The 23,794-nt window shown below is 66.1% G+C and carries 22 protein-coding genes; 14 read left to right on the top strand and 8 right to left on the bottom strand.

Going from position 1 to position 23,794, the window contains the following annotated elements; all coding sequences use genetic code 11:
• Positions 1-8 precede the first annotated feature (8 nt).
• The 7 genes from ACMUJL_RS02795 (at position 9) to cysE (ending at position 7,946) form a co-directional block, all read left to right on the top strand.
• Positions 9-212, top strand: a complete 204-nt coding sequence (locus ACMUJL_RS02795; RefSeq protein ID WP_375570604.1) for a rcc01693 family protein — start codon at positions 9-11, stop codon at positions 210-212.
• Positions 205-867: a phage tail tape measure protein gene (locus ACMUJL_RS02790; protein WP_416914109.1), complete on the top strand. Its 663-nt coding sequence runs from the start codon at positions 205-207 to the stop codon at positions 865-867. The genes ACMUJL_RS02795 and ACMUJL_RS02790 overlap by 8 nt, the downstream gene beginning before the upstream one ends.
• An 18-nt stretch (positions 868-885) precedes the next feature.
• Positions 886-1,518 (top strand): TIGR02217 family protein, encoded by a 633-nt coding sequence (locus ACMUJL_RS02785; protein WP_375570606.1) that lies wholly within the window; start codon positions 886-888, stop codon positions 1,516-1,518.
• A complete protein-coding gene (locus tag ACMUJL_RS02780) occupies positions 1,515-2,402 on the top strand; it encodes a DUF2163 domain-containing protein (protein WP_375570608.1) in 888 nt (295 codons plus the stop codon). Before ACMUJL_RS02785 ends, ACMUJL_RS02780 begins: the two co-directional genes overlap by 4 nt.
• Positions 2,399-2,845: an NlpC/P60 family protein gene (locus ACMUJL_RS02775; protein ID WP_375570610.1), complete on the top strand. Its 447-nt coding sequence runs from the start codon at positions 2,399-2,401 to the stop codon at positions 2,843-2,845. Before ACMUJL_RS02780 ends, ACMUJL_RS02775 begins: the two co-directional genes overlap by 4 nt.
• Positions 2,845-6,768 carry a baseplate multidomain protein megatron gene (locus tag ACMUJL_RS02770; RefSeq protein ID WP_375570612.1) on the top strand — a complete coding sequence of 1,308 codons (3,924 nt, stop codon included), beginning with the start codon at positions 2,845-2,847 and terminating at the stop codon, positions 6,766-6,768. The genes ACMUJL_RS02775 and ACMUJL_RS02770 overlap by 1 nt, the downstream gene beginning before the upstream one ends.
• A 368-nt stretch (positions 6,769-7,136) precedes the next feature.
• Complete coding sequence (gene cysE / locus ACMUJL_RS02765; RefSeq protein WP_068293108.1) at positions 7,137-7,946, top strand: serine O-acetyltransferase; 810 nt, start codon at positions 7,137-7,139, stop codon at positions 7,944-7,946.
• 76 nt (positions 7,947-8,022) lie between these two features.
• Here the strand turns inward: cysE and ACMUJL_RS02760 are convergent, their stop codons facing one another.
• The 5 genes from ACMUJL_RS02760 to ACMUJL_RS02740 form a co-directional block, all read right to left on the bottom strand.
• Entirely contained in the window at positions 8,023-9,333 is a 1,311-nt protein-coding gene (locus tag ACMUJL_RS02760) for a pyruvate dehydrogenase complex dihydrolipoamide acetyltransferase (protein WP_375570614.1), read from the bottom strand.
• A gap of 11 nt (positions 9,334-9,344) precedes the next feature.
• Entirely contained in the window at positions 9,345-10,712 is a 1,368-nt protein-coding gene (locus ACMUJL_RS02755) for a pyruvate dehydrogenase complex E1 component subunit beta (RefSeq protein ID WP_375570616.1), read from the bottom strand.
• Positions 10,713-10,726: 14 nt separating this feature from the next.
• Positions 10,727-11,737 carry a pyruvate dehydrogenase (acetyl-transferring) E1 component subunit alpha gene (gene pdhA, locus ACMUJL_RS02750; protein WP_375570618.1) on the bottom strand — a complete coding sequence of 337 codons (1,011 nt, stop codon included), beginning with the start codon at positions 11,735-11,737 and terminating at the stop codon, positions 10,727-10,729.
• Between the two features lie 140 nt (positions 11,738-11,877).
• Positions 11,878-12,177, bottom strand: coding sequence for an FtsB family cell division protein (locus ACMUJL_RS02745; protein ID WP_068292773.1), 300 nt, complete (start codon positions 12,175-12,177; stop codon positions 11,878-11,880).
• 179 nt (positions 12,178-12,356) lie between these two features.
• Positions 12,357-13,541 (bottom strand): phosphoglycerate kinase, encoded by a 1,185-nt coding sequence (locus ACMUJL_RS02740; protein WP_416914108.1) that lies wholly within the window; start codon positions 13,539-13,541, stop codon positions 12,357-12,359.
• A gap of 126 nt (positions 13,542-13,667) precedes the next feature.
• On the opposite strand from ACMUJL_RS02740, the gene ACMUJL_RS02735 reads away from it, so the two are divergent.
• Both ACMUJL_RS02735 and ACMUJL_RS02730 read left to right on the top strand, forming a co-directional pair.
• Complete coding sequence (locus tag ACMUJL_RS02735) at positions 13,668-14,174, top strand: peptidylprolyl isomerase (RefSeq protein WP_375570620.1); 507 nt, start codon at positions 13,668-13,670, stop codon at positions 14,172-14,174.
• A complete protein-coding gene (locus tag ACMUJL_RS02730) occupies positions 14,167-14,715 on the top strand; it encodes a peptidylprolyl isomerase (protein WP_068292767.1) in 549 nt (182 codons plus the stop codon). The genes ACMUJL_RS02735 and ACMUJL_RS02730 overlap by 8 nt, the downstream gene beginning before the upstream one ends.
• A gap of 57 nt (positions 14,716-14,772) precedes the next feature.
• On the opposite strand, the gene ACMUJL_RS02725 is transcribed toward ACMUJL_RS02730, so the two are convergent.
• The gene (locus tag ACMUJL_RS02725) at positions 14,773-15,969 is read right to left on the bottom strand and encodes a pyridoxal phosphate-dependent aminotransferase (RefSeq protein WP_375570623.1); all 1,197 of its coding nucleotides are present in this window, start codon (positions 15,967-15,969) and stop codon (positions 14,773-14,775) included.
• Between the two features lie 225 nt (positions 15,970-16,194).
• Here ACMUJL_RS02725 and cysS point away from each other — a divergent pair, with 225 nt between their 5' ends.
• The 3 genes from cysS to ACMUJL_RS02710 all read left to right on the top strand — a co-directional run bounded on the left by cysS (position 16,195) and on the right by ACMUJL_RS02710 (position 20,067).
• Positions 16,195-17,565, top strand: coding sequence for a cysteine--tRNA ligase (cysS, locus tag ACMUJL_RS02720; protein WP_416914107.1), 1,371 nt, complete (start codon positions 16,195-16,197; stop codon positions 17,563-17,565).
• Positions 17,566-17,674: 109 nt separating this feature from the next.
• A complete protein-coding gene (gene cimA, locus ACMUJL_RS02715) occupies positions 17,675-19,309 on the top strand; it encodes a citramalate synthase (protein ID WP_416914106.1) in 1,635 nt (544 codons plus the stop codon).
• A complete protein-coding gene (locus ACMUJL_RS02710; protein WP_375570625.1) occupies positions 19,306-20,067 on the top strand; it encodes a squalene/phytoene synthase family protein in 762 nt (253 codons plus the stop codon). Before cimA ends, ACMUJL_RS02710 begins: the two co-directional genes overlap by 4 nt.
• A 4-nt stretch (positions 20,068-20,071) precedes the next feature.
• On the opposite strand, the gene ACMUJL_RS02705 is transcribed toward ACMUJL_RS02710, so the two are convergent.
• Together ACMUJL_RS02705 and cobA are read right to left on the bottom strand one after the other, a co-directional pair.
• Positions 20,072-21,289, bottom strand: a complete 1,218-nt coding sequence (locus ACMUJL_RS02705; protein ID WP_375570627.1) for an MFS transporter — start codon at positions 21,287-21,289, stop codon at positions 20,072-20,074.
• Between the two features lie 60 nt (positions 21,290-21,349).
• Positions 21,350-22,183, bottom strand: coding sequence for a uroporphyrinogen-III C-methyltransferase (gene cobA, locus ACMUJL_RS02700; RefSeq protein WP_375570629.1), 834 nt, complete (start codon positions 22,181-22,183; stop codon positions 21,350-21,352).
• A 309-nt stretch (positions 22,184-22,492) separates the two neighbouring features.
• Here cobA and ACMUJL_RS02695 point away from each other — a divergent pair, with 309 nt between their 5' ends.
• The gene (locus ACMUJL_RS02695; protein WP_375570631.1) at positions 22,493-23,122 is read left to right on the top strand and encodes a DNA-3-methyladenine glycosylase family protein; all 630 of its coding nucleotides are present in this window, start codon (positions 22,493-22,495) and stop codon (positions 23,120-23,122) included.
• On the top strand, positions 23,119-23,784 hold the full coding sequence (locus tag ACMUJL_RS02690; RefSeq protein ID WP_068292748.1) for an alpha/beta hydrolase: 666 nt from the start codon (positions 23,119-23,121) through the stop codon (positions 23,782-23,784). The genes ACMUJL_RS02695 and ACMUJL_RS02690 overlap by 4 nt, the downstream gene beginning before the upstream one ends.
• The last annotated feature ends 10 nt before the right edge of the window (positions 23,785-23,794 follow it).

The following is a 23,794-nucleotide window of genomic DNA, read 5'->3' as shown; positions in this document are numbered from 1 at the left end:
GGGGGCACATGAACGGGTTCAACTGGCCCGCCCTGATGCAGGCGGGGCTGCGCAGCCTCAGGCTGACGCCCGCTGCCTTCTGGGCTCTGACCCCGGCGGAACTGGCGCTGATGCTGGGGCAGGGGGCGGCCATGGCGCCGATGGGGCGCGGTGGTCTGGATCGGCTGATGCAGGCCTTTCCTGACAGAATGAAAGGACAGGCCGATGACTGAGACGGACAGGATCGAGGCGTTTGCGGAAAAGGTCATCGCACTTGATGCCTCTCTCGGGGCTGCAACCGGCATGGCCGGGGCCTTCGACGGGGAATTGCAGCGCATGCGCCGGGCGCTGGCCGATACCGGCCGCGACCTGACAACGCTGGAACGTGGCTTCAGCGGTGGGCTGCGGCGCGCCTTCGACGGGGTGGCCTTTGACGGCATGAAGCTGTCGGATGCGCTGCAGACGGTGGCGAAGACCATGGTCAACACGACCTATCAATCCGCACTGCGTCCCGTGACCGAACATTTCGGCGGCCTGCTGTCCAAGGGGGTCGGCGCGCTGGTCGGGGGGGCACTGCCCTTTGCCCAGGGGGGCAGTTTCGCGCAGGGGCGCGTGATGCCCTTTGCCAATGGCGGCATCGTGTCGGGACCAGCCATGTTCCCGATGCGCGGGGGGCTGGGCCTGATGGGCGAGGCGGGGCCGGAAGCCATCATGCCGCTTGCGCGTGGGCCCGATGGCAAACTGGGGGTGCGCGGCGGCGGGGGCGGCGCGCCCGTCAACGTGGTGATCAATATCCAGACACCCGATGTCGAGGGCTTTCAACGCTCGCAATCCCAGATCGCGGCCCAGATGGGCCGTATTCTGGGACAGGGCCAGCGCAACCGCTAAGCAACAAGGGACAACGCCATGACCTTTCACGAAGTGCGGTTTCCCGCAAGTCTGAGCTTCGGCTCGCTTGGTGGGCCGGAGCGGCGCACCGAGATCGTGACCCTGGCCAACGGCCATGAAGAGCGCAACACCCCCTGGGCGCATTCGCGCCGCCGCTATGAAGCGGGGCTGGGGCTGCGCTCGCTGGATGACGTGGCGCGGCTGATCGCCTTTTTCGAAGCGCGCCGCGCGCAGATGTTCGGCTTTCGCTGGAAGGACTGGGCCGATTTCCGCTCCTGTCTGCCTTCGGGGACACCGGGGCCGGATGACCAGGTCATCGCCCGCGCCGACGGGCAGACCCGCGTGTTCCAGCTGATCAAGACCTACCGGTCGGGCGATCAGGACTACGCGCGCCCCATCGTCAAGCCCGTGCTTGGCACCGTCGTTCTGGGGATCGAGGGGACGCGCCTTTATGAAGGGGTCGATTACACCGTCGACATCACCACCGGTCTTGTCACCCTGATCGAGGCCCCGACCGCCGGGCTGGAGGTGACGGCGGGTTTCGAATTCGACGTGCCGGTGCGTTTCGACACCGACCGGATCGCCACCAGCGTCGCCAGCTTCAAGGCAGGACAGGTCCCGAACGTGCCGGTGCTCGAGGTGCGGTTATGATCGGCCCGGACCTGGCCGCGCATCTGGCGGGTGGGCTGACCACGCTCTGTCACGCCTGGGCGGTGACGCGAACCGACGGGACCGTGTTTGGCTTTACCGATCACGACTGCGACCTGACCTTTGACGGCATGACCTTTCGCGCCGACAGCGGCCTCTCGGCCCGCGCATTGCAACAGGGCACCGGTCTGTCTGTCGACAATACCGAGGCGTTGGGATTGCTGAGTGATACGGCCCTGTCAGAGGCCGATATCGTCGCCGGTCGCTTCGACGGGGCCGAGGTGCGATGCTGGCGCGTCAACTGGTCCGATCCGGCGCAGCGCCTGCTGCAGTTTCGCGGCACGATCGGAGAGTTGCAGCGCAACGGTGCATCCTTCACCGCCGAACTGCGCGGTCTGACCGAGGCGCTAAACCGCCCGCTTGGCCGCATCTACCAGAAACCCTGCACCGCCGTCCTGGGCGATGCAGCCTGCCGCGTCGATCTGACCGGGCCCGATCACAGCCTGACCCTGTCCGTCACCGCCGTGGAAGGGGCGCGCATCCTGCAGCTTGCGGGCGCGGATGCGGCAGCTTTGCCCGAAGGCTGGTTCCGACGGGGTCACCTGCTGGTTCTGGATGGCGCGGCAAGCGGTCTGCAGGGCACCGTCAAGCGTGACAGCCCGCAAGGCAGCCAGCGCGAGATTGAGCTGTGGGAGCCGCTGCGCGCCCCCCTCGTGCCCGGCGACAGCCTGCGCCTGCAGGCGGGTTGCGACAAGCGGTTCGCCACCTGCCGCGACAAGTTCGCCAATCTGGTGAACTTCCAGGGCTTTCCCGACCTGCCCGGCGATGACTGGCGCATCATCGACCCGGCCCTCTCGGGCCAGCTGCGCGGGGGCAGTCGCAGATGAGTGCAGGGACAGGGGATCGCGTGGTGCAGGCCGCACGCGGCTGGATCGGCACACCCTACCGGCATCAGGCCTCGGTCCGGGGTGTGGGGTGCGATTGCCTCGGCCTGATCCGGGGCATCTGGCGCGATCTGATGGGCCCCGAACCCGAACCCGTTCCCGCCTATGCGCCCGACTGGTCGGAACCGCAGGGGGGCGAATGGCTGTGGCAGGCCATTGCGCGGCACCTGTGTCCCGCAACCGACCGGATGTTGCCCGGTGACGTGCTGCTCTTTCGCATGCGCGAAGGATCGGTCGCCAAGCATCTGGGCATCCTGTCCCGGGTCGGGACAGCCCCGGTATTCATCCATGCCTATTCCGGTCACGGGGTGGTCGAAAGCGCGCTGGGCCTGTCCTGGCAGCGCCGCATCGCGGCACGGTTCGCATTTCCTGAAAGGGTCCAGTGATGGCAACGATACTCCTGTCCGCCGCGGGTGCCGCGATTGGCGGCTCGATCGGGGGCACGGCGCTGGGCCTGTCCATGGTCGCCGTGGGCCGCCTTGTCGGCGCCACCCTGGGCCGCGCCATCGATCAGCGGCTTCTGGGACAAGGCTCCGAGGCGGTCGAGACCGGCCGCGTCGACCGCTTCCGCCTGACCGGCTCGGGCGAGGGCGAGGCGATCACCCAGCTTTATGGCCGCATGCGGATCGGCGGCCATGTGATCTGGGCCAGCGATTTCAACGAAACCGTCACCGTGACCCGCACGGGTGGCGGCAAGGGCAGCCCGCGCGTCACCCAGACCAGCTACAGCTATTCGATCAGCCTGGCCATCGCGCTCTGCGAAGGGGTCATTACCGGGGTGCCGCGCGTCTGGGCGGATGGCGTGGAAATCGCCCCCGCCGACTTGAACATGCGGGTGCATCACGGCGACGCCCAGCAGCAACCCGATCCCCGGATCGAGGCGGTCGAGGGCGCGGGCCAGGTGCCCGCCTATCGCGGCACCGCCTATGTGGTGATCGAGGATCTGCCGCTGGCGCGTTTCGGCAATCGCGTGCCGCAGTTCGAGTTCGAGGTGATCCGCCCCGATCAGCGCTGGCACCTTGCCCGCGATCCCGATCCCGCCCATCTGGTGCGCGCCGTGGCGATGATGCCGGGCAGCGGCGAATATGCCCTGGCCGATACCCCCGTCAGCTATGTCCACGGCCCCGGACAGGCGCGCAGCGCCAATGTCAATTCGCCCTCCGGTCAGCCCGATCTGGTCACCTCGCTGCACCGCCTGCAGGCCGAGGCGCCCCATGCCCGCGCCACATCCCTGATCGTCAGCTGGTTTGGCGACGACCTGCGCTGCGGTGACTGCACGATCCGCCCCAAGGTCGAACAGCGCGGCGTCGACGGGCAGGGCATGCCTTGGACCGTATCGGGCCTGACACGCACCGCCGCGACCGAGATCGCGCAACTGAATGGTCGGCCAGTCTACGGCGGCACCCCCACCGATCAATCCGTGATCGGTGCAATCAGGCGTCTGTCCGCAATGGGGCAGGCGGTGATGGTCTATCCGTTCATCCTGATGGATCAACTGGCCGGCAATGGTCGCGCCGATCCCTATGGCGATGCAACCGATCAACCCGTTCTGCCCTGGCGCGGGCGCATCACGGGGTCGCAAGCCCCGGGGCGCCCCGGCAGCCCCGATGGCACCGCCCTGGCCGAGGCGGAGGTTGCGGCCTTCTTCGGCACCGCGCAGGCGGCGCATTTCAACGTGGCACCGGGGCAGGTGGGCTACAACGGGCCGCAGGAATGGCGCTACAACCGTTTCATACTGCACCATGCGGCGCTTTGCGCGGCTGCGGGCGGGGTGGACAGTTTCTGCATCGGATCGGAAATGCGCGGCCTCACGCAGTTGCGCGGGGCGAACAACAGCTTTCCCGCCGTCACCGCCCTGCGCGCGCTGGCAGCCCAGGTTCGCGCAATCTTGGGCCCCCTTGTGAAGATCGGCTATGCCGCCGACTGGTCCGAATACTTCGGCTACCAGCCGACCGACGGCAGCGGCGATCGGTTCTTCCATCTCGATCCGCTTTGGGCCGATGCCAATATCGACTTCGTGGGGATCGACAACTACATGCCGCTGTCGGATTGGCGCGAGGGGCGCGATCATGCCGACGCGGCGTGGAACACCATCTACAACCCCGCCTATCTGCGCGCCAATATCGAAGGCGGCGAAGGCTATGACTGGTTCTACCACTCGCCCGAGGCGAAAGCCGCCCAGATCCGCACCCCCATCACCGATGATGCGCATGACGAGCCGTGGATCTGGCGCTACAAGGACATCCGCAACTGGTGGCTGAACGCGCATCACGACCGGATCGGCGGCCAGCGCAGCGAACAGCCCACTCCATGGGTGCCGCAATCGAAACCTGTCTGGTTCACCGAACTGGGTTGCCCGGCGGTGGACAAGGGCACCAATCAGCCCAATCTTTTCCTTGATCCCAAATCCTCGGAATCCTTTCTGCCTGCCTATTCCAACGGGCAGCGGGACGAGGTGATCCAGATGCAGTACCTGCGCGCCATGCTGGGCTACTGGCGCGAGGGCGACAACAACCCGGTGTCGGCCGTCTATGGCGCGCCGATGCTGGACATGACCCGCGCCTTTGTCTGGGCCTGGGACGCGCGGCCCTATCCCTTCTTTCCCGGCAATCAGGCGCTGTGGGGCGATGCCCCCAATTATGCGCGGGGCCATTGGGTGACGGGACGGCTTTCATCGCGCTCATTGGCCTCGGTGGTGGCCGAGATCTGCACAAGGGCGGGGATCACCGCGCTGGACACCAGCAGGCTGCATGGGCTTGTGCGCGGTTATGCCGTGTCGCAGGTCTCGGACGCCCGCGCGGCGCTGCAACCCTTGATGCTGGCCCATGGATTTGACGCGGTGGAACGTGACGGGACGCTGCGCTTCGTGATGCGCCGCGACGGGGTGGCGCAAACCGTGCCGCTGTCCGCGCTTGTCGATCTGCCCGAAAGCCCGCCGCGCCCGCAGCATAGCCGCGCCGCCGAAGCGGCGATGACAGGCCGTGTCCGGCTGCGCTTCGTGCAGGCCGACACCGATTATCCCGCCATCAGCGAGGAATCCGTCCTGCCGGACGAGGCGACCCATGCGGTTGCAGCCTCGGAACTGCCCTTGCTGCTGACACGTACCGAGGGACGGCAGATCGCCGAGCGCTGGCTGGCCGAGGCGCGGATCGCACGCGACAGTCTGCGCCTGGCCTTGCCGCCCTCGCGGCTTGACCTGGGCGCGGGCGATCTGCTGCAACTGGAAGGTGACGTGACCGGTGCCAGCTATCGCATTGACCGTGTCGAACTTGGGTCCGCGCAACTGATCGAGGCGCTGCGCGTCGAACCCGGCGTCTATCTGCCCGCCGCGATCGAGGATGAAACCCCGCGCACGCGCCCTGCGCTGGCGCCGCTGCCGGTCTTTCCGCTCTTCATGGACCTGCCCCTGATGACCGGGGACGAGCTGTCGCATGCGCCCCATGTCGCCGTGACTGCCGACCCCTGGCCCGGTGCCGCGGCGGTCTATGCCGCCGTCACTCCGCAGGGCTTTGCGCTGAACCGCACCGTGCCGCAACCCGCCGTGATCGGTGTCACCCTGGAGGCGCTGCCCGCCGCGCGCCCCGGCCTGCTGCACCGTCAGGATGCGGTGACCCTTCGCCTGACGTCCGGGGCGCTGTCCTCGATCGACCTGCCGACGCTGCTGGCGGGGGGCAACCTTGCGGCGCTGGGCGATGGCACCCCCGACCGGTGGGAGCTGTTTCAATTCGCCAATGCCACGCTTGTCGGCCCCGACACATGGCGGCTTGATACGCTGTTGCGCGGTCAGCTTGGCAGCGATGCGCTGATGCCCTCGGCCTGGCCCGAGGGCAGTTTCTTCGTCCTGATGGATGGCCGCCCCCTGCAGATCGATCTGCCGTCCGACGCGCGCGGCCTTTTGCGCCACTACCGGATCGGCCCGGCATGGCGGCCGCTGGATGATCCGTCCTACGTGGCGATGCAGGACAGCTTTGCCGGGATCGGGTTGAAACCGCTGGCGCCGGTGCATCTGCGCGCAGCCATGACAGCCGGCGGGGACATGGATGTCACCTGGATCCGCCGCGGTCGGATCGACGCCGACGCCTGGGAAGCGCCCGATATCCCCATGGGCGAGGAAAGCGAACGCTACCAGCTGCGTGTCATGCAGGGCGCGGCGATCCTGCGCGAGGTCACCCTGTCCAGCCCGGAATGGACCTATCCGGCCGCAGACAGGGCCACGGATGCGCAGGGCGGGACCATCCGGATCGAGGTGGCGCAGGTCTCGGCCCGCTTCGGTCCCGGCTTCCGCGCCGTTCTTGCGCCCGAGGGGTGATGCGCCCGGTCATGCATGGCGATCTGACGGCGCTGGCGCGGCACCTGCTGATCCTGCCGCCGCCACGACGCCCGGCCGCCTGTGCGCGCCTGATGGCGCAGGCCGATGCCGCCGACCGCTATCGCAAGCGCTTTGGCCGTGCGCATCCCGCCTGGGGCAACGGCACGCTGATGGCCCGCGCGCTGGCGACCGCCCCGCCGCCCGAGCCGCGTCTGCAGGACCCCGATTACGCCGCCTGCCTTGCGCTGGTGCTGACCCAGCTTGCCGCACGCCACACCCCGGATGCAGGATTTTTTCCGATGTCACGGCTTTGCGTTTGGCGCGCCCCCTCTATCTGGTCTAATATGGCGTCGAAAAGGACAGGCCCCATGACCAAGACCAAGACCAAAATCGCCCAGATCGACCCGGTCTGGAACCGCATCCTGACCGAGGCTGAAAAGGCCGTGGTGGACGAGCCCATGCTGGGCGGGTTGATCCATTCCAGCGTGCTGCACCACGGGTCCATCGAATGCGCACTGGCCTATCGAATCGCGTTGAAACTGGCCTCGGGCGAGATGTCCGAGCAGTTGATCCGCGAAATCTGCGATCAGGCCTATGCCGACGATCCCAGCCTCGCGCTGGCCGCGCGCGCCGATATCATGGCGGTCTATGACCGCGACCCGGCCTGCCATCGGTTCCTGCAACCCTTGTTGTTCTTCAAGGGCTTCCAGGCGGTGCAATCCTACCGGATCGCCCATTGGCTGTGGCAGGGCGGGCGGCAGGATCTGGCCTATTTCTTCCAGATGCGCGTGTCCGAGGCTTTCGGCGTGGATATCCATCCCGCCGCCCGGATCGGCAAGGGCATCATGATCGACCATGCCCATTCCATCGTGATCGGCGAAACCGCCGTCGTGGGCGACAATGTCTCGATGCTGCATTCGGTGACGCTGGGCGGCACCGGCAAGGAAGAGGAAGATCGCCACCCCAAGATCGGCGAAGGCGTGCTGATCGGGGCAGGGGCGAAGGTGCTTGGCAATATCCACATCGGCCACTGCTCGCGTATCGCGGCAGGCTCCGTCGTGCTGCATGACGTGCCGCCCAAGACGACCGTGGCCGGCGTGCCCGCCAAGGTCGTGGGCGAGGCGGGCTGCGCCACCCCTTCGATCACCATGGATCAGCTTCTGCGCGAAAGCCTGTAACGCATTGTCAATGCAATGAAAAAGGGCCGGATCATCGTGGTGATCCGGCCCTTCGCGTTTTCTCAGACCCGGCGGGTCAGGCCAGCATGGCCATCGGGTTTTCAAGGTTGTCCTTGATCGCCTGCAGCAGTTCCGCCCCCAGCGCCCCGTCGATCACCCGGTGATCCACCGACAGCGTGACCGACATCACGGTTGCCACCGCCAGCGCGCCATCCTTGCCGACGACCGGCTTCTTGGCGCCTGCGCCCACGGCCAGGATCGCGCCATGCGGCGGGTTGATCACCGCATCAAAATTGTCGATGCCGAACATGCCCAGGTTGGAAATCGCGAAACTGCCGCCCTGGTATTCATGCGGCGCCAGTTTCTTGGACTTGGCGCGCGCCGCCAGATCCTTCATCTCGGCACTCAGCGCCGACAGCGATTTGGCCTCGGCATCCTTCAGCACGGGCGTGAACAGCCCGCCGTCGATGGCGACAGCCACGGCCACATCCGAAGGTGTCAGCTGCAACACCCGGTCGCCCGCCCAGACCGCATTGGCGGCAGGCACCTGCTGCAGCGCCAGCGCACAGGCCTTGATGATGAAATCATTGACGCTCAGCTTCACGCCGCGCCCTTCCAGCTGCGCATTCAGCTGGCCACGGAAGGCCATCAGCGCATCCAGCTGGATATCGCGGCGCAGGTAGAAATGCGGAATGGTCTGCTTGGCCTCGGTCAGGCGGGCGGCGATGGTCTTGCGCATCCCGTCCAGCTTGACCTCGGTATAGGCGCGACCCTCGTACATCTTCAGAACCGTGTCCGTGGACGGACCCGAGGCCATCGCAGGGGCAGGGGCCTTGGCCGCTGCCGGGGCAGAGGCGGCGGGCGTTGCTGCCGCTGCGGGTTTCGCCTGCGCACCCGCGCCTTCCACATCGGCCTTGACGATCCGCCCATGCGGGCCGGACCCGGTCAGGCCCGCAAGGTCGATCCCCTTGTCCGCCGCGATCCGCCGCGCCAGCGGCGAGGCGAAGACGCGGCCACCATCGGCGGCCTTGGGCGCGGCAGGTGCCGGCTTTGCGTCAGCCGGGGCCGCAGCCGCGACAGGCGCGGCCTCGGCCTTGGCGGTTTCCGCCTTGGGGGCCGCCGTTTGTGCGTCGGATGCGCTTTCGCCATCCTCCAGCAGCAGCGCGATGGGCGAATTGACCTTCACGCCTTCGGTGCCCTCGGCCACCAAGAGCTTGCCGATCACACCCTCGTCCACCGCCTCGAACTCCATCGTGGCCTTGTCCGTCTCGATCTCGGCCAGAAGGTCGCCCGCAGACACGGTATCGCCTTCCTTGACCAGCCATTTCGCCAGCGTGCCCTCTTCCATCGTGGGCGACAGCGCGGGCATCAGAATTTCAACAGGCATCGCGTGTCTCCTTAGCGGTAGGTCACTTTTTTCACGGCCGCGACAACCTCGTCGGTGGTCACAAGCGCCAGCTTTTCAAGGTTGGCCGCATAGGGCATGGGCACATCCTTGCCGCAGCAGTTGATCACGGGCGCATCCAGGTAATCGAAGGCGTTTTCCATGATATAGGCCGACAGGTGGTTCCCGATCGAGGCAACGGGGAAGCCTTCCTCGACGGTCACGCAACGGTTGGTCTTCATCACCGATGCGATCAGCGTGTCATAGTCCAGCGGGCGCAGGGTCCGCAGGTCGATCACCTCGGCACTGATCCCGTCCTTTTCCAGACGCTCCGCCGCCTCCAGCGCATAGGTCATCCCGATACCGAAGCTGACGATGGTCACATCCGTGCCTTCGCGCCAGATCTTGGCCTTGCCGAAGGGCACGGTGTAATCCTCAAGCACCGGCACATCGAAGCTGCGCCCGTAAAGGATTTCGTTCTCCAGGAAGATCACCGGGTTCGGATCGCGGATCGCGGTCTTCATCAACCCTTTGTAATCAGAGGCCGAATAGGGCATCACCACCTTGAGGCCCGGGATCTGCGCATACCATGCGGCATAATCCTGGCTGTGCTGCGCGCCCACGCGTGCCGCCGCCCCGTTGGGGCCACGGAACACCATCGGCGCGCCCATCTGGCCGCCCGACATGTAAAGCGTCTTGGCGGCCGAGTTGATGATCTGGTCGATCGCCTGCATGGCGAAGTTGAAGGTCATGAATTCGACGATCGGGCGCAACCCGCCAAAGGCTGCACCCACCGCGATACCGGTAAAGCCATGTTCGGTGATCGGCGTGTCGATCACCCGCTTGGGGCCGAACTCGTCCAGCATCCCCTGGCTGATCTTGTAGGCACCCTGGTATTCGGCGACTTCCTCGCCCATCAGGAAAACCGATGGATCGCGGCGCATTTCCTCGGCCATGCCGTCGCGCAGGGCCTCGCGCACGGTCTGCTTGCGCACTTCGGTGCCTTCGGGCCAGTCGGGCTGCATCTTCGCGGCCTTCGGTGCTGCCGGGGCCGGGGCAGGGGCCGCAGCCGCCTGTGCCGGGGCGGCCTTGGGTGCCTCGGCCTTGGCCGGGGCCGCCGCCGCGTCGGATGCGCTTTCGCCATCTTCCAGCAGCAGGGCGATGGCCGCGTTGACCTTCACGCCCTCAGTGCCCTCGGCCACCAGGATCTTGCCGATCACGCCTTCATCGACGGCCTCGAATTCCATCGTGGCCTTGTCGGTCTCGATCTCGGCCAGGATGTCACCGGCCTTGACGGTATCGCCTTCCTTGACCAGCCATTTGGCCAGCGTGCCCTCTTCCATCGTGGGCGACAGGGCGGGCATCAGGATTTCAGTTGCCATTGGTCTTTTCTCCCTTACGCGCTCTGCGGCACGTCGTCGGCATAGATATCGGTCCAAAGCTCGCTCAGCGCGGGCTCGGGGCTTTCCTTGGCGAACTCGGCGCTCGCGTTCACGATATCCTTGATTTCCTTGTCGATGGCCTTCAGGTCATCCTCGGTCGCATGCTTGCCCGACAGCAGCAGGTCGCGCACATGTTCGATGGCGTCCTTCTCGTCGCGCATCTTCTGCACTTCCTCGCGGGTCCGGTACTTGGCCGGGTCCGACATCGAATGGCCGCGGTAGCGATAGGTCTTGATCTCGAGGATATAGGGCCCTTCACCCGAACGGCAGTGCGCCACGGCCTTTTCGCCCGCCGCCTTCACGGCCAGCACATCCATGCCGTCCACGGCCTCGCCCGGAATGCCGAAGGCGTGCCCGCGCTCGTAGATTTCCGCCGAAGAGGTCGAACGCTGCTGCGACGTGCCCATCGCATACTGGTTGTTCTCGATCACGAAGATCACCGGCAGTTTCCAAAGCGCCGCCATGTTGAAGGTCTCGTAGACCTGGCCCTGGTTGGCCGCGCCATCGCCGAAATAGGCGAAGGTCACGCGCTTGTTGTCCAAGTACTTGTCCGCAAAGGCCAGCCCCGCGCCCAGCGGCACCTGCGCGCCCACGATCCCGTGGCCGCCGTAGAAATGCTTCTCCTTCGAGAACATGTGCATCGAGCCGCCCTTGCCCTTGGAGTAGCCCCCCTCGCGGCCCGTCAGCTCGGCCATCACGCCGTTGGGGTCCATCCCGCAGGCCAGCATGTGACCGTGATCGCGGTACGATGTGATGCGCTTGTCGCCTTCCTCGGCCGCGGCCTCAAGCCCAACGACGACTGCTTCCTGTCCGATGTAGAGGTGGCAGAAACCGCCGATCAGACCCATGCCGTAAAGCTGGCCGGCCTTTTCCTCGAATCGCCGGATCAGCAGCATGTCGCGGTAAAAGCCTTTCAGCTCGTCGGCGGAAACGTTTGAAACCTTTTGGCTTTTTCTGGTGGCCATGCGGCATCCTCCTCCCGGAAGCAAATATAGTTTAGCGTTAAACTATTTAATACAGGATTCATCCCCATGATGCGAGTGCAAAGTTGCCCGCCCGCTGGCCGCAGGTCGGGAAAGGGACAATCAGGTAATGAAAAGGAAGATCAGCGCACCACGATCTCGTCGCTGCGCATCAGGCCCAGCACGTCGCGCGCCTGCTGGTCCAGCAGGTCAAGATCAAGGAATTCGTCCGACAGGCGCCGCGTCAGGTTTTCCATCCGCGCCATGCGCGTCTGCAACACCTCCAGCTCGGCGCGCAGCTTTGCCGCATCCGCCTGCACTTCGGCGCGGCGGAACAGCCCGTAGTTCCCCTGCACGGCGGCAAAGGTGAAATAGGCGCCAAGGCTGAAGGCCACCGCGAAAAAGATCATGACGCCAAAGGCGGGACGGGTGCGGGATGTCATTGCTCTGCCACTGTTTGCGCCTGTACCCGGCGCTTTGTCACACAATGGCACAAGTGATTCGCCGTGTGAATCCCCTTTCGGTGGATTTCACCTAAAAACCCCGAAAAACAGCAGAAAATTGCCGGGAATATCGGCTGCATGCTTCTTCTTGCTTCAAATATCCAGACGCGACGCGCGCCTCAGGCGCTGGCCTCCAATGCGGCGACGCCCGGCAGCGTCTTGCCTTCCATCCATTCAAGGAAAGCGCCGCCCGCGGTGCTGATATAGGTGAAGTCATCGGCCACCCGTGCCGCGTGAAGTGCGGCCACCGTGTCGCCCCCCCCGGCGACGGTGATCAGCTGGCCCGCCGTTGTCAGTGCGGCGGCATGGCGCGCGGTCGCCATCGTGGCCTCGTCGAACGGTTCGATCTCGAAGGCGCCCAGCGGCCCGTTCCAGATCAGCGTCGACAGCCCGTCGAAGGCCGCGCAGATGGCGGCGATGGATTGCGGGCCTGCGTCCAGAACCATCTGGTCCTCGTCCAGAACCGTCGCTGCCGTCAGCGGCACCACGTCGAAGGGCACACCCGCGCCAAAGCTGCGCGCGACCTTGCCATCGACGGGCAGGATCACGCGGCAACCGGTACGCGCGGCCTTTTCCAGGATCTCGCGCGCGGTCTGTTCGAAATCGGGCTCGCGCAGGGATTTGCCCAGCTGCGCGCCTTGTGCGGCCAGGAATGTATTTGCCATGCCGCCGCCGATGATCAGCACGTCCAGCTTTTCGACAAGGTTTTCCAGCAGTTCGATCTTGGTCGATACTTTCGCCCCGCCCACGACCGCACCCACCGGGCGCTTGGGTGTGCTCAGCGCGGCCTCCAGCGCGCGCAGCTCGGCCTCCATCTGGCGTCCCGCGCAGGACGGCATCAGATGCGCCAGCCCCTCGGTCGAGGCATGGGCGCGGTGCGCCGCCGAAAAGGCGTCATTGCAGTAGATCTGCGCCAGTTCCGCCAGTTCCGCCGCGAAGGCCGGATCATTGGCCTCTTCGCCGGGATGAAAGCGGATGTTCTCCAGCAGCACCACGTCATTGGTGGCGGCCTCGGCCCCGTCGAAGGTCTCGACAAAGGTGACATGGCGCGCCAGCACGTTTTCCAGCGCTGGGATCGTGACACGCAAGGACATGTCCAGCACGACCTTGCCCTTGGGCCGGCCGAAATGCGCCACCAGCAACACGCGCCCGCCGCGGTTCAGGATGTCGCGCACGGTGGGGGCGATCTTCTCGATCCGGGTGGCGTCGGTCACCTTGCCCTTTTCGACGGGCACGTTGATATCCACGCGCACCAGGACCCGTTTGCCATCAAGGTCCATGTCATCAAGGGTCTTCCACGTCATGCCCGCTCTCCTCAGGATCAGCCCGCGCACCTCTTGGCGTGAACGCGCGCTTGCGTCAACACCCCGCTTGGCAATCGCGCGCGCTGGCCTTAGGTATCTGGCCAGAACATATCAGAGGAGGCCCAGATGCCCGAGATCAAAGACCCCGAGAACACCATCCTCATCGAGCTGAAGGGCGGTACCGTCACGATCGAGCTTCTGCCCGACGTGGCACCCAAGCATTGCGAGCGGATGAAGGAACTGGCGCGGTCGGGCCAGTATGACAATGTCTGCTTTCACCGCGTGATCGAAGGCTTCATGGCCCAGACCGGCGATGTGGAACATGGCGACATGGAAGACGGCTTCAATATCCGTCGCGCGGGCACGGGCGGATCGGACCTGCCGGATGTGCCGGCCGAATTCTCGCGCCTGCCGCATGACCGCGGCACCCTGGGGGCGGCGCGCAGCCAGAACCCGAACTCGGCCAACAGCCAGTTCTTCATCAACTTCAAGGACAACCATTTCCTGAACGGTCAGTACACGGTCTATGGCCGCGTGATCGGCGGCATGGAACATGTCGACGCCATCACCCGCGGCGAGCCGCCCGCGAACCCCGACCGCATGATCAGCGTCAAGGTGGCCGCCGATGCGTAACGCGATCGCAGCCGCATTGATCCTGCTGGCCGGTCCCGCCCTGGCGACCGGGCTGCAGATCCAGGTCGAGGGCGAGGCCAACGGGACCATCGTGATCGACCTGCTGGACGACGTGGCCCCCGAACACGCGGCCCAGATCGCCGCCATCGCCGCCGAGGGCGGGTATGACGGCGTGGTCTTTCACCGCGTGATCGAAGGCTTCATGGCCCAGACCGGCGATGTGGAATTCGGCAAGCTGGGCGGCAACATGTCCCGCGCGGGCATGGGCGGCTCGAACCGCCCGGACCTGCGCGCCGAATTCTCGGATATCCCGTTCGATCGTGGCGTGGTGGGCATGGCGCGCAGCCAGAACCCGAACTCGGCCAACAGCCAGTTCTTCATCATGTTCGCCGAGGGCTATTTCCTGAACGGGCAATACACCGTCGTCGGCCGCGTCACCGAAGGCATGGATGTCGTCGATGCCATCAAGCGCGGTAGCGGCCAGAACGGCATGGTCACGGGCCAGCCCGACGTGATGAAGACGGTCACCGTGATCGAATGATCCTGCGGTAATGACCTGATGCGAAACGGGGCCCGCGGGCCCCGTTTTTCGTGGCGATCACGCCGCCTGCGCCGCCCGTTCGGCCGCGAAATCCAGCAATCGCGCAAGGGCGGCCACAAAGATGTCATCGGCCACCGTCATCGCCACCCGCAGATGCCCCGCCGCCGCCGCGCCAAAGCTTTCGCCCGGCATCACCGCGATCCCGTGCTGCTCCAGCAGCGCCATCGCGAAATCCTCGCCCGTCATGCCCGTCGCGCGGATGTCCAGCATCAGGTACATCGCGCCCTGCGGCGGCTGTGCCCGGACGATGTTCTGCCGCTCCAGCAGATCCAGCGCCAGCGCGCGGCGCCGCAGGAAGGGCGCGGCCACCTGCGCCTCCAGCGCATCGCCCTGCATGAGGGCGAACAGCGCCGCCTCCTGCACGAAACCCGGCACGCCATAGGTGGTATGTGTCGCCAGATCCGCCAGTCGCGCCACCGCCGCCTCGGGCCCCACGACCCAGCCGATCCGGCTGCCCGTCATCGCATGGGATTTCGACATCGACCCGATCACCAGCGTCCGCTCGGCCATGCCGGGCATGGCGCGCGGGCTCAGATGCGTGCCCTCCCAGACCTGCGTGTCATAAACCTCGTCCGAGATCAGCCAAAGGTCATGATCCGTCACCACCCGCGCAACACCCTCCAGGGTGGCCGCGTCATAAACCCCGCCCGTGGGATTGTTGGGGCTGTTGATCAGCAAGGCACGCGGTCGATGCGCCGCCCGCGCGGCCGCGTCCAGATCGGCGGCGCGCGGCTGAAACCCGTCTTCGGGCCACGCAGGCACAGGGCAGGGTGTCAGCCCCAGCGCGCGGAACACCCCCGGATAGGTCACATAGGCCGGTTCCACGTAAAGCGCGCTGTCGCCCTGATCGGCAGTCGCGTGCAGCGCGGCGAAAAGCGCAGCCTGACCGCCGGGCATGATCTGCACATTGGCCCGCGTTGTCGCCACACCCGTGCGCGCCTGCACCCGTGCCGCCACCGCATCGCGCAGCGCAGGGATGCCGGGTATGCTGGCATAACCCGTTTGCCCCGCCAGCGCGGCGGCATGCATCGCCTCCAGGATCACCGGATCGGTGCGGATGTCATGCTCGCCGATGGTCAGCTCGATCACGTCGCGCCCCGCGGCCTTCATCGCGCGGGCACGGTAGAACACGCCCCAGCCATCATCCCCATCTCCATCCCCAAGAAGATGCGTGATCCGGTGCGACAGTTCCATGGCAGCCCTCTTTCGTTGCTTGCCGCCACAGGCCACAGCCGGCATGGCCCTGTCAATTCAGCGATTGTGTCGCGGTTTATCAGCGGATATGGTGACGGAATGAACGAAAGTGCCATCATCCTGATTTGCTGCATTACCGCCTGAACCCTTCCGGCGGCGCGTTCTTCTATTCCCAACCAGAGTTGAAGTTGCTAAGCCCGCCGCGGACCCGCGTGTGAGGACCCGATGACGACCATCAAACTGCACAACACCAAGACCCGCCGGAAAGAGGTGTTCTCCCCCCTGAACCCCGACAATGTGCGGATGTATGTCTGCGGTCCCACCGTTTACGACCGCGCCCATCTGGGCAATGCGCGCCCTGTCGTGGTCTTTGATGTGCTGTTCCGGCTGCTGCGCCATGTCTATGGGCCGGGTCACGTGACCTATGTGCGAAACTTCACCGATGTGGATGACAAGATCAACGCCAAGGCGGCGGACTCCAAGCGCACGATCGGCGAGATTACCGAGGAAACGATCCGCTGGTATCTTGATGACATGGGCGCGCTTGGCGCGCTGGAGCCCACCCATATGCCCCGCGCCACCGCCTATGTCGGCGCGATGATTGCCATGATCGCGGATCTGATCGCAAAGGGCCACGCCTATGCCGCCGAAGGCCATGTGCTTTTCGCCGTGGACAGCTACAGCAACTACGGCGCGCTCTCTGGCCGGACGGTCGAGGACATGATCGCGGGCGCCCGGGTCGAGATCGCGCCCTACAAGCGCAACCCGATGGATTTCGTGCTCTGGAAACCCTCCAGCGACGATCTGCCCGGATGGGACAGCCCATGGGGCAGGGGCCGCCCCGGCTGGCATATCGAATGCTCGGCCATGGCGCAGGAACTGCTGGGCGCCAGTTTCGACATCCACGGCGGCGGGATCGACCTGCAATTCCCGCATCACGAGAACGAGATCGCCCAAAGCTGCTGCGCCCATCCCGAGGGGGGCTTTGCCAGCGTCTGGATGCATAACGAGATGCTGCTGGTCGAGGGCAGGAAGATGTCCAAATCCCTGGGCAATTTCTTCACCGTCCGCGACCTGCTGGACCAGGGCGTGCCGGGCGAGGTGATCCGCTACGTCTTCCTGATGACGCATTACCGCAAACCGATGGACTGGACGGCGGACAAGGCGGCGCAGGCCGATGCGACCCTGCGCAAATGGTATGCGCTTGCGGCGCAAGCACCTGACGGTACAGCCCCCAGCCAGACCGCGATTGAAGCGCTTTGCGATGATCTGAACACCCATGCTGTGCTATCCGAATGCCATCAGCTTGCCTTGGCGGGTGATGCGGCGGCCCTGCGCGGCACGATGCAGCTTGTCGGATTGATGCAGGCTGAGGGGCCTGCATGGGCGGCAGCACCCGTGGTTGACTTGTCGGCGCAGTCCGATCGGCTTGCCGCGGCCCGCGACACCGCAATGCAAACCAAGGACTTCACACAGGTGGACCGGCTGAAAGCCGCCCTTCTGGCCGCCGGGGTCGAGGTGCGCATGTCCAAGGCCGGTGTCGAACTGGTGCCTGGTCCCGATTTCGATCCCGCCAGACTGGAAGGGCTGGAATGATGCACGTTGCGATGACCTGTCCGATGGCAGGGGGGCTGGCGGCCCCCCATGACCCTGCGGGTCATTCCCCCCGCGGATATTTGCGGCAAGAAGAAGCAGAGGCCTACCAATGACCCGTGAACGCCTCTATCTCTACGATACCACGCTGCGCGACGGGCAGCAGACGCAGGGCGTGCAATTCTCGACCGCCGAAAAGATCACCATCGCGCAGATGCTGGACGCCCTGGGCGTGGATTACATCGAAGGCGGCTGGCCGGGCGCGAACCCCACGGACAGCGCCTTTTTCGAAGCGGCGCCACAAACCCGCGCGCGGCTGACCGCCTTCGGCATGACCAAACGGGCAGGGCGTTCGGCCGCCAATGACGATGTTCTGGCCGCCGTGATGAACGCGGGCACCGGCGCTGTCTGTCTTGTGGGCAAGGCGCATGATTTCCACGTCACGACCGCCCTCGGCGTCAGCCTGGACGAGAACCGCGAAAACATCGCCGCCTCGATCGCGCATCTGGTGGCGCAGGGCCGCGAGGCGCTGTTCGATGCCGAGCATTTCTTTGACGGCTACCGTGCCAATCCAGCCTACGCGCTGGACGTGCTGCGCGCGGCATTGCAGGCGGGCGCGCGCTGGATCGTGCTCTGCGATACCAATGGCGGCTGTTTGCCCGAAGAGATCGGTCGGATCACCGCCGAGGTGATCGCCGCCGGCATTCCCGGCGACCGCCTTGGCATCCATACCCATAACGACACGGAAACCGCCGTGGCCGGGACACTTGCCGCCATCGAGGCGGGCGCGCGGCAGGTCCAGGGCACGCTCAACGGCCTGGGCGAACGCTGCGGCAATGCCAACCTGACGACGCTGATCCCGACACTTTTGCTGAAAGAACCCTATGCCAGCCGCTTTGACACCGGCGTCACGCTTGAGGCGCTGGCCGGCCTGACCCGCGCCAGCCGCCGTCTGGACGAGATCCTGAACCGCGTGCCCCTGCGCCAGGCGGCCTATGTCGGCGCCTCGGCCTTTGCGCACAAGGCCGGGCTGCATGCCAGCGCGATCCTCAAGGATCCGGCGACCTATGAACATGTCGATCCGGCTGTCATCGGAAATACGCGCATCGTGCCGATGTCGAACCAGGCGGGCCAATCGAACCTGCGCCGCCGTCTGGCCGAGGCGGGGCTTGACGTGGCGCCCGACGATCCAGTGCTGGGCCGTATCCTGGAACTGGTCAAGCTGCGGGAAGGCGAGGGCTATTCCTACGATACCGCCCAGGCCAGTTTCGAGCTGCTGGCCCGCGCCGAGATGGGCCGCGCGCCCGATTTCTTCGAGGTCAAGCGCTACCGGGTGACGGTCGAGCGGCGCAAGAACAAGTATGACCGCATGGTCAGCCTGTCCGAGGCGGTGGTCGTGCTGAAGGTCGATGGCGAGAAAAAGCTCTCGGTCAGCGAGTTGATGGACGAGGCGGGATCGGATCGTGGCCCGGTCAATGCGCTGGCCAAGGCGCTGGCCAAGGACCTTGGCCCCTATAGCGAGGTGATCGCCGACATGCGGCTGGTCGACTTCAAGGTGCGCATCACCCAGGGCGGCACCGAGGCCGTCACCCGCGTCATCATCGACAGCGAGGATGCGCAGGGGCGGCGCTGGTCCACCGTGGGGGTCAGCCCGAACATCGTCGATGCCAGCTTCGAGGCGCTGCTTGATGCGATCAACTGGAAGCTTCTGCGCGATGCCCCTGGCCGCGCAAGGGTGATCGCGTGATCACCGAAGAGATCGTGGCCTGCGCCCAACTGGTCGAGCGGGGCGATCCCGACCGCTTTGCCGCCACCATGGCGGCGCCGGTTGCGGCGCGGCGCGTGCTGTTCCCGCTTTATGCGTTCAACCTGGAAATCGCCCGCGCCCCCTGGATGAGCGCCGAACCCCTGATCGCCGAGATGCGCCTGCAATGGTGGCATGACGCACTTGAGGAAATCGCGGCCGGCGGCCCGGTGCGGCGGCACGAGGTGGCAAGCCCGCTGGCGGAAGTGCTGGACCCGGCAGGTGCGACGCTGTTGATGGGCTGTGTCGCGGCGCGCCGCCGCGAGGCGCAGCGCCTGCCCATGGCCGGGGCGGATGATCTGGCCGATTACGTGGCCGCCACGGCCGGCACGCTGATGTGGGTGGCCGCCCGCGCACTGGGATCGACCCAAGAAGCGCGCGCCCGCGACCTGGGGGCGGCGTCGGGATTGGCCAACTATTTCCTGGGCGTGCCGCTGTTTCTGGCGCGTTCGGTGAACCCGCTGCCCGAGATGACGACCCGTCACTTCGAGGATCTGGTGCGCGCCCATCTGGACAAGGCGCGCCGCCCCGGCGGGGGCGGGCGGCCTTCGCGGCCAGAGCGTCTGGCCGAACTGGCAGGCTGGCGCGCGGCGGGTATCCTGTCCCGCGCGCTGCGCGATCCCGCCGCCATCCCCGAGGGGCGGTTGGCCGAACCCGAGGCACTGCGCCGTCTGGGCCTGTTGCGGGCGCGCTTCCTCTAGCGGCTCACGCCTCTTTCGGACGCATTGCCAGCCAGATCAGCGCGACGGTCGCCAGCACGAGGAAGGGCAGCATCGCCATGTTGACGGCCATCCAGCCTTCCTGCGCGGTGCCGCCCGAGCAGTTCATCAGGCTGCCTGATGACAGGGACGCCATCGTGACCCCGCCGAAGACGATCAGGTCGTTCATCCCCTGCACGCGGCCCCGCTCATGCGGGGCGTGGTTCGCCGCCAGCATCGTGGTGGCGCCGATGAAGCCGAAGTTCCAGCCGATCCCCAGCAGGATCAGCGCGACAAAGAAATGCTCCAGCTCGACCCCCATCAGCGCCACACCCCCGGCGCCTGCCAGGATCAGCAGGCCAAGGCCCACGATCCGCTGCACCCCGAAGCGCGCGATCAGATGCCCGGTGAAGAACGAGGGCGCATACATCGCCAGAACATGGGCGGTGACCACATTGGCCGCGTCATTGGTGGCAAAGCCGCAGCCCACCACCGCCAGCGGCGAGGATGTCATGACAAGGTTCATCAGCGCATAGGACACGGTCGCGCAGATCACCGCCACGGCCACGGCGGGCGTCTTGAGCAGCTCCATCCGGCTGCGGCCGCGCGGCGCGTCCGCCGCGGGCGGCTTGGGCGTGGGAATATCGAGAAAGAAGAACAGGCCCGACCCGATCACATTGACCGCGATCACCGCCAGATAGGTGCCCAGGAAAGGGATGACCATCGACTCGGCCGTCACCTTGACCAGTTGCGGGCCGATCACCGCACTCAGCAGCCCGCCCGCCATGACATAGGAAATCGCCTTGGGCCGATAGGCATCCGATGCGGTATCGGCGGCGGCGAAACGGTAAAAGCCCTGGCCGGACATGTAGATGCCGGTGATGAAGCTGCCCAGCAGGAAGATCGGGAAAGAGGCCACGTAAAGCCCGTAGGCCCCGACCGCCCCGCCGATGGCCCCGGCCGTGGTGCCGATCAGAAACCCGGTGCGGCGGCCGTATTTCTGCATGATGGCGGAAACGGGCGTTGCCGCCAGCATCGACCCCAGGACGATCAGCGAGATCGGCAGCGTCGCCCAGCACAGGTTTGTGGCCAGGGACTGCCCCGCAAGGCCGCCGATGGTGAAGATCATCGGCATCTGCGATCCCAGGATGGCCTGCGCCATCACAAGGATCATCACGTTGCGCTTGGCGCGGGCGTCATCGGGGATATATGCAGTTTCGCTCATGCGAAAGTGCTAGACCGCGCGCTGCTCAGCCGCAAGGGCGATAATGCCGCCCTGTCCGGTCTAGCAGGCGGCCATCGCGGGGCGCAGCGCGGGCGACAGGCCCACCGCCAGCGCCTGCCAGTCCAGACCCTCGCGCAGGCGCACGCCTTCGCCGATGCACAGGATCGCGGGCGGCTCCAGCCCGGATGCGGCGATATCGGCCTCCATCCGGCCCAGCGTCGTGTCCAGCACCTGCTGTTTCGCGGTGGTGGCCGAGACGACGACGGCTGCAGGTTCGTCCGGGCTGCGCCCCGCACCGATCAGGCGGGCGGCGATCTGGCCTACATGTTTCATGCCCATGTAGATCACGATCATCTGGCTGCCCTTGGCGATCCCGTCCCAGTCAAGGCTGGTCGGTGTGTCGCCGGTGGCGTCATGGCCGGTCACGAAGGTCACCGACTGGTTGACCGTGCGATGCGTCACCGGAATGCCCGCATAGGCCAGCCCGCCGATGCCCGCCGTGATGCCGGGAATGATGCGCACCTGGATGCCCGCGCCGATCAGGGTCTGCGCCTCTTCGCCGCCCCGGCCAAAGACAAAGGGATCGCCACCCTTCAGCCTCAGCACCCGCTTGCCCTGCCGCGCAAGGTCAACCAGCCGCCGCGTGATGTCATCCTGCAGGGCCGATGGCTTACCCCCGCGCTTGCCCGCATATTCCAGCTGCGCCTGCGGGGCCCAGTCGAGGATCTGCTGGCTGACCAGCGCGTCATAGACCACCACATCCGCCTGCCGCAGCGCATTCAGCGCATGCAGCGTCAGAAGGCCGGGATCGCCGGGACCTGCGCCGCACAGCCAGACGGAACCGGGGCTCATCACCGGCCATTGTGCATTGGGAAGGGGGAACATGTTGCTCATGTGCGGAATATCGTCCCGTTGAACACGCAAATAAAGCGGTTTCGTTTGCCGAACTGCCCGGCAGAACGGGATTGGACGGGAATATTTCCCGGATAGGGGCATGTATTTCCGAAACTGGTTTTCGACCGACCATGTCGGGCACAAGAACATGCCAGCAGGCAGCCTGCCGGGGGAAGCCCGGTCTTTTCTCGAGGCACCCCCGGTTTGCCCCGGATCTGCAGCCCGCACTGGCCTCGGGCCGCCATTGGGATAGTGTTCCGGCATGAGACAGACAGCAAGACAGCCTGATTCGTCCCGAAAGGCGCTCCGATGACCGGGCGCATCATTCGCGCGGACGCCTGCGTGGCCGAGGGGGTCGATTGGCTGTGCCGGGCGGACCCGCAGATGGCCCGCGCCTATGCCGCGACCGGCCCCTTGCCGCTGCGCCGTCGCCCCGACGGTTTCGCGCAGCTTTTCAGCGCCATCGTCAGCCAGCAGGTCAGCGTCGCCTCGGCCCGCGCGATCTGGGGCCGGCTTGAGGCGGCGGGTCTCACCACACCCCAAGCCGTGGCCGCGCAAACCGATGTCGCGCTGCGCGCCCATGGCCTCAGCCGGCAAAAGGCGGTCTATGCCCGCGCCTTGGCCGAGGCCGCCATCGACTATGATGCGCTGCGCGAAGCCCCCACCGACGCGGTGATCAGCACGCTTGTCGGAGTCAAGGGGATCGGGGTCTGGACCGCCGAGATCTATGCCATGTTCAGCCTTGGCCGCGCCGATGTCTTCGCACCCGGTGATCTGGCCCTGCAGGAAGGGGCGCGGATGCTCTATGATCTGCCCGACCGCCCGCGCGAGGCCGCGTTGCGACAGATGGCAACACGCTGGAGCCCGTGGCGATCGGTTGCAGCGCGCATGCTTTGGGCCTACTACCATGTGCAAAAGCAGAAGGAAGGCATCGCATGACACGGGGATTGAATGCACAGCGGCGCGAAGCGCTCTCGGGCGAGACACGCTCGGTCGTGGTGTTCCTGCACGGCTATGGCGCCAACGGTGCCGATCTGCTGGGCCTTGCCGACCCTTTGGGCGAACATCTGCCCGACACGCTGTTCGTCGCGCCCGATGCGCCTGAATCCTGCGCCGGTGCGCCCTTCGGCTATCAGTGGTTCCCGATCCCCTGGATCGACGGCTCCTCCGAGGAAGAGGCCGCGCGCGGCATGCAGGCCGCGGTCGAGGATCTGAACGCCTTTCTGGATGGTATCCTGGTGGACGAGGATCTGCTGCCTGAACAGATGGTGCTTCTGGGCTTTTCGCAGGGCTCGATGATGTCGCTGCACGTGGCCCCGCGCCGCGAGGACCCGGTTGCCGGAGTCATCGCCTTCTCGGGGCGCCTGCTGCAGCCCGACCTTCTGCCGGATGAGACTGTCAGCCGCATGCCGGTCTTGCTGGTGCATGGCGATGCCGATGATGTCGTGCCGGTGCAATCGCTGCCCCAGGCGGCCCAGGCGCTGCAGGATGCAGGCTTCACCGAAGTCTTCGCCCATATCATGAAGGGCACCGCCCATGGCATCGCCCCGGATGGGCTGTCGGTGGCGCTGGCCTTCATGCGCGACAAGCTTTCCCTCTGACCGGCTACCG

It is taken from the genome of Seohaeicola sp. (genome assembly GCF_048006315.1).
Classification (GTDB): Bacteria; Pseudomonadota; Alphaproteobacteria; order Rhodobacterales; family Rhodobacteraceae; genus Seohaeicola.
The sequence above is the reverse complement of the archived record's forward strand: the minus strand, read 5'-3'. Positions and strand labels throughout refer to the sequence as shown.

Excerpts from the sequence above, each read along its gene's own strand:
- ACMUJL_RS02795 (WP_375570604.1), top strand. The coding sequence starts at position 9 with ATGAACGGGTTCAACTGGCCCGCCCTGATGCAGGCGGGGCTGCGCAGC.
- ACMUJL_RS02790 (WP_416914109.1), top strand. The coding sequence starts at position 205 with ATGACTGAGACGGACAGGATCGAGGCGTTTGCGGAAAAGGTCATCGCA.
- ACMUJL_RS02785 (WP_375570606.1), top strand. The coding sequence starts at position 886 with ATGACCTTTCACGAAGTGCGGTTTCCCGCAAGTCTGAGCTTCGGCTCG.
- ACMUJL_RS02780 (WP_375570608.1), top strand. The coding sequence starts at position 1,515 with ATGATCGGCCCGGACCTGGCCGCGCATCTGGCGGGTGGGCTGACCACG.
- ACMUJL_RS02775 (WP_375570610.1), top strand. The coding sequence starts at position 2,399 with ATGAGTGCAGGGACAGGGGATCGCGTGGTGCAGGCCGCACGCGGCTGG.
- ACMUJL_RS02770 (WP_375570612.1), top strand. The coding sequence starts at position 2,845 with ATGGCAACGATACTCCTGTCCGCCGCGGGTGCCGCGATTGGCGGCTCG.
- cysE (WP_068293108.1), top strand. The coding sequence starts at position 7,137 with ATGACCAAGACCAAGACCAAAATCGCCCAGATCGACCCGGTCTGGAAC.
- ACMUJL_RS02760 (WP_375570614.1), bottom strand. The coding sequence starts at position 9,333 with ATGCCTGTTGAAATTCTGATGCCCGCGCTGTCGCCCACGATGGAAGAG.
- ACMUJL_RS02755 (WP_375570616.1), bottom strand. The coding sequence starts at position 10,712 with ATGGCAACTGAAATCCTGATGCCCGCCCTGTCGCCCACGATGGAAGAG.
- pdhA (WP_375570618.1), bottom strand. The coding sequence starts at position 11,737 with ATGGCCACCAGAAAAAGCCAAAAGGTTTCAAACGTTTCCGCCGACGAG.
- ACMUJL_RS02745 (WP_068292773.1), bottom strand. The coding sequence starts at position 12,177 with ATGACATCCCGCACCCGTCCCGCCTTTGGCGTCATGATCTTTTTCGCG.
- ACMUJL_RS02740 (WP_416914108.1), bottom strand. The coding sequence starts at position 13,541 with ATGACGTGGAAGACCCTTGATGACATGGACCTTGATGGCAAACGGGTC.
- ACMUJL_RS02735 (WP_375570620.1), top strand. The coding sequence starts at position 13,668 with ATGCCCGAGATCAAAGACCCCGAGAACACCATCCTCATCGAGCTGAAG.
- ACMUJL_RS02730 (WP_068292767.1), top strand. The coding sequence starts at position 14,167 with ATGCGTAACGCGATCGCAGCCGCATTGATCCTGCTGGCCGGTCCCGCC.
- ACMUJL_RS02725 (WP_375570623.1), bottom strand. The coding sequence starts at position 15,969 with ATGGAACTGTCGCACCGGATCACGCATCTTCTTGGGGATGGAGATGGG.
- cysS (WP_416914107.1), top strand. The coding sequence starts at position 16,195 with ATGACGACCATCAAACTGCACAACACCAAGACCCGCCGGAAAGAGGTG.
- cimA (WP_416914106.1), top strand. The coding sequence starts at position 17,675 with ATGACCCGTGAACGCCTCTATCTCTACGATACCACGCTGCGCGACGGG.
- ACMUJL_RS02705 (WP_375570627.1), bottom strand. The coding sequence starts at position 21,289 with ATGAGCGAAACTGCATATATCCCCGATGACGCCCGCGCCAAGCGCAAC.
- cobA (WP_375570629.1), bottom strand. The coding sequence starts at position 22,183 with ATGAGCAACATGTTCCCCCTTCCCAATGCACAATGGCCGGTGATGAGC.
- ACMUJL_RS02695 (WP_375570631.1), top strand. The coding sequence starts at position 22,493 with ATGACCGGGCGCATCATTCGCGCGGACGCCTGCGTGGCCGAGGGGGTC.
- ACMUJL_RS02690 (WP_068292748.1), top strand. The coding sequence starts at position 23,119 with ATGACACGGGGATTGAATGCACAGCGGCGCGAAGCGCTCTCGGGCGAG.